Source organism: Patulibacter medicamentivorans (genome assembly GCF_000240225.1).
GTDB lineage: Bacteria > Actinomycetota > Thermoleophilia > Solirubrobacterales > Solirubrobacteraceae > Patulibacter > Patulibacter medicamentivorans.
Genome location: NZ_AGUD01000174.1, coordinates 1 through 2727, shown reverse-complemented (window position 1 = coordinate 2727; position 2727 = coordinate 1). Strand labels below are relative to the sequence as shown.

The window sequence follows — 2727 nt, the reverse complement described above, 5'->3', positions numbered from 1 at the left end:
GCGGCCGGGCGGTGGTGGCGGTCGCGGGTGGCGGTCGCTGGGCGCAGGCGTGGGTGGCGGTGGCCGGCGCGGGCGCGACGACGACGACCGACACGCTGGCCGCGGCGGGGGTGCGACGACAGCGGCGCGGCGAGTGGCCGCCGGCGACCACCTCGATCCGCCGTCTCGCGCGGCCGGGCCGGGCGAGACGGCGATCCGACGGCCCCGCCACCACCAGTCGCCATCTGGCGAACGGCGACCGGGCGAGACGACGATCCGACGGCCCGCCGCGGTGACGTAGCCTGCCCGTCGTGTCCGTCACCGATCGCACCGGCGCCGACCACCACCCGCGTCCGTGGGCCGGTCGCCGCCTGCACGTCCTCGGGATCGCCGGCGCCGGGATGAGCGCGCTGGCGGTGCTGGCGCGAGGGCTCGGGGCCGAGGTCAGCGGGTCGGACCGCAGCGAGAGCCGCTACCTGGCCGGCGTCCGCGAGGCGGGGATCGCGGTCACGATCGGCCACGACGCGGCCAACGTGCCCGACGGCGAGGTCGAGGTGGTCCACTCGACGGCGATCCCCGAGGACAACCCGGAGCGGGTCGAGGCCCGCCGCCGGGGGCTGCCCGACCTGTCGCGCCACGCGCTGCTGCGCGACGTCTGCGCCGCGCACCGGGTGATCGCGGTCGCGGGGGCCCACGGCAAGACCACGACCTCGGCGATGACCGTCCATGCGCTCCAGGGCGCGGGGGAGGACCCGTCCTACCTGGTCGGCGGGATCCTGCGCTCGACCGGCCGCAACGTCCACCGCGGCACGTCGCCGTGGCTGGTCGTCGAGGCCGACGAGTCCGATCGCAGCTTCCTCGAGACCCACCCCGAGATCGCCGTCGTCACCAGCGTCGAGCTGGACCATCACGGGACCTACGGCTCGCGGGCCGACCTGGAGGACGCCTTCCGGCGGTTCCTCGGCCAGGCCGGCGAGCGGATCGTCTGGGACCGCCGCGAGCTCGATCGGGTGCTCCCGGCGCCCGACTCCGGTCGCACCCGCCGCTACGACGTGGCCGAGCTGCACGCCGCCGACGGCACCAGCCGCTTCCAGTGGGAGGGCCGCGACGTCGCGCTGCGCCAGCCGGGGATCCACAACGCCTGGAACGCCACCGCCGCCCTGACCGCGGCGGCGCTGGCGGGGGCCGATCCGGCGCGGGCGGCCGCGGCGATGATCGACTTCCCGGGCACCGGCCGCCGCTTCGAGCAGGTCGGGGTCGGGCCGGCAGGCGTTCCGGTGATCGACGACTACGCCCATCACCCGACCGAGGTCGCGCGGACGATCGAGGCTGCCCGGAGCCTCGCGCCGCGGCGGGTGGTGGCCGTCTTCCAGCCGCACCTGTACTCGCGGACCCAGCTGCTGGCGGGGGCCTTCGGGACCGCGCTGGCGCTGGCCGACGTGATCTGCGTCCTCGACGTCTACCCGGCGCGCGAGCGCGCCGCCGACTTCCCCGGGATCGACGGTCGCACGATCGCCCGGGCGGCGGCCGACGCCGCCGGCGGACGGACCGTCCTCTGGCTGCCGACGATCGCGGACGCGGTCGCGCGGCTGCCGTCGGTCCTGCGCGAGGGCGACCTCTGCCTGTGCATGGGCGCCGGCGACGTCGACGCGGTCGCGCGCGGGCTGGTCGGCGACTGACGCGCCCCGGCCCGCGCCGGACCAGGACGCCCGGCGCCTCGAATCGCCAGGACCGGGAGCGCCACGCCGAAGAGGGACCACCGACGTCCGAGTCGACCTGGCGTCCGCGCAGGAAGGGGCGTCGGCGTCGGCGGCGAACGGGGTCCCGATGCCGCTCCAGACCCTCACCGCGCGCCTGCAGGAGGCAGGCGGCGCCCTGTCGCTGCCGCGCCTGCCCCGGATCGGCGGGCGACGTGGAGCCGCCGCGCGCCGGCCGGCGCCGCGGCGGATGGCCTGGATCGTCGGCCTGACGCTGCTCGGGCTGGTCGCCGCGATCTACCTGCTGCTGCGCCTGACCGGCCTGAGCGCGGTCCAGAACGTGACCGTCGTGGGGGTCCAGGGACCGAACGCGCCCGAGATCCGGAGGGCGATCGAGCGGGCGGCGGTCGGCCAGAGCACCCTCGGCTTCGACGACGCCGCGATCCGGAGCGCGGTCGCGGGCGACCAGAGCATCACCCGGATCGACGTCGAGACCCGCTTCCCGCACGGCCTCCAGGTCCAGGTCCACCAGCGGCTGGCCGTCGGGGCGATCGTCCAGGGCAGCCGCCGCGTGGCGGTCTCGACGGACGGGCGCCTGCTGCCCGAGTGGCCGGCGGGTCAGCTGCCGCTGATCCAGGGCGGCCGGGCCTCGGGCGAGCGGCTCGTCGCCGGTCAGCGCACAGCCGTCGCGATCCTCGGGGTCGCGCCCGCGCCGCTCCTGGCCCGGGTCGCCCGCGTCGACCACCTGACCACGATCCGCCTGGCCGACGGGCCGGCGCTGCTCTTCCGCGACACCCACCGCCTGCGGGCGAAGTGGGCCGCCGCGGCGGCGGTCCTGGCCGACCCGTCGTCGGCCGGCGCGACCTGGATCGACCTGCGGATCCCCGGACAGCCGATCGCCGGCCGCGGCCCGGTCCCGACGCTGCCGCGTGCCGGGGTCAAGGCCCCCGATCTGCGGGGCAGCGGCGGCGACGCCCTGCGCGAGCTGGAGCCCGGCGCCGCGCCGGGCAGCGGCGGAGCGGTCGGGGTGGCCACGCCGACCGGCGCGGCC

Annotated in this window: 2 protein-coding genes; both read left to right on the top strand. The window is 77.7% G+C overall.

Annotation, left to right across the window (positions count from 1 at the left end; genetic code table 11):
• Window positions 1–290: 290 nt before the first annotated feature.
• On the top strand, window positions 291–1658 hold the full coding sequence (murC, locus tag PAI11_RS10985; protein ID WP_007574442.1) for a UDP-N-acetylmuramate--L-alanine ligase: 1368 nt from the start codon (window positions 291–293) through the stop codon (window positions 1656–1658).
• A 148-nt stretch (window positions 1659–1806) separates the two neighbouring features.
• On the top strand, window positions 1807–2727 hold a 921-nt coding region (locus PAI11_RS10980), incomplete at its 3' end, for a cell division protein FtsQ/DivIB (protein ID WP_040599901.1).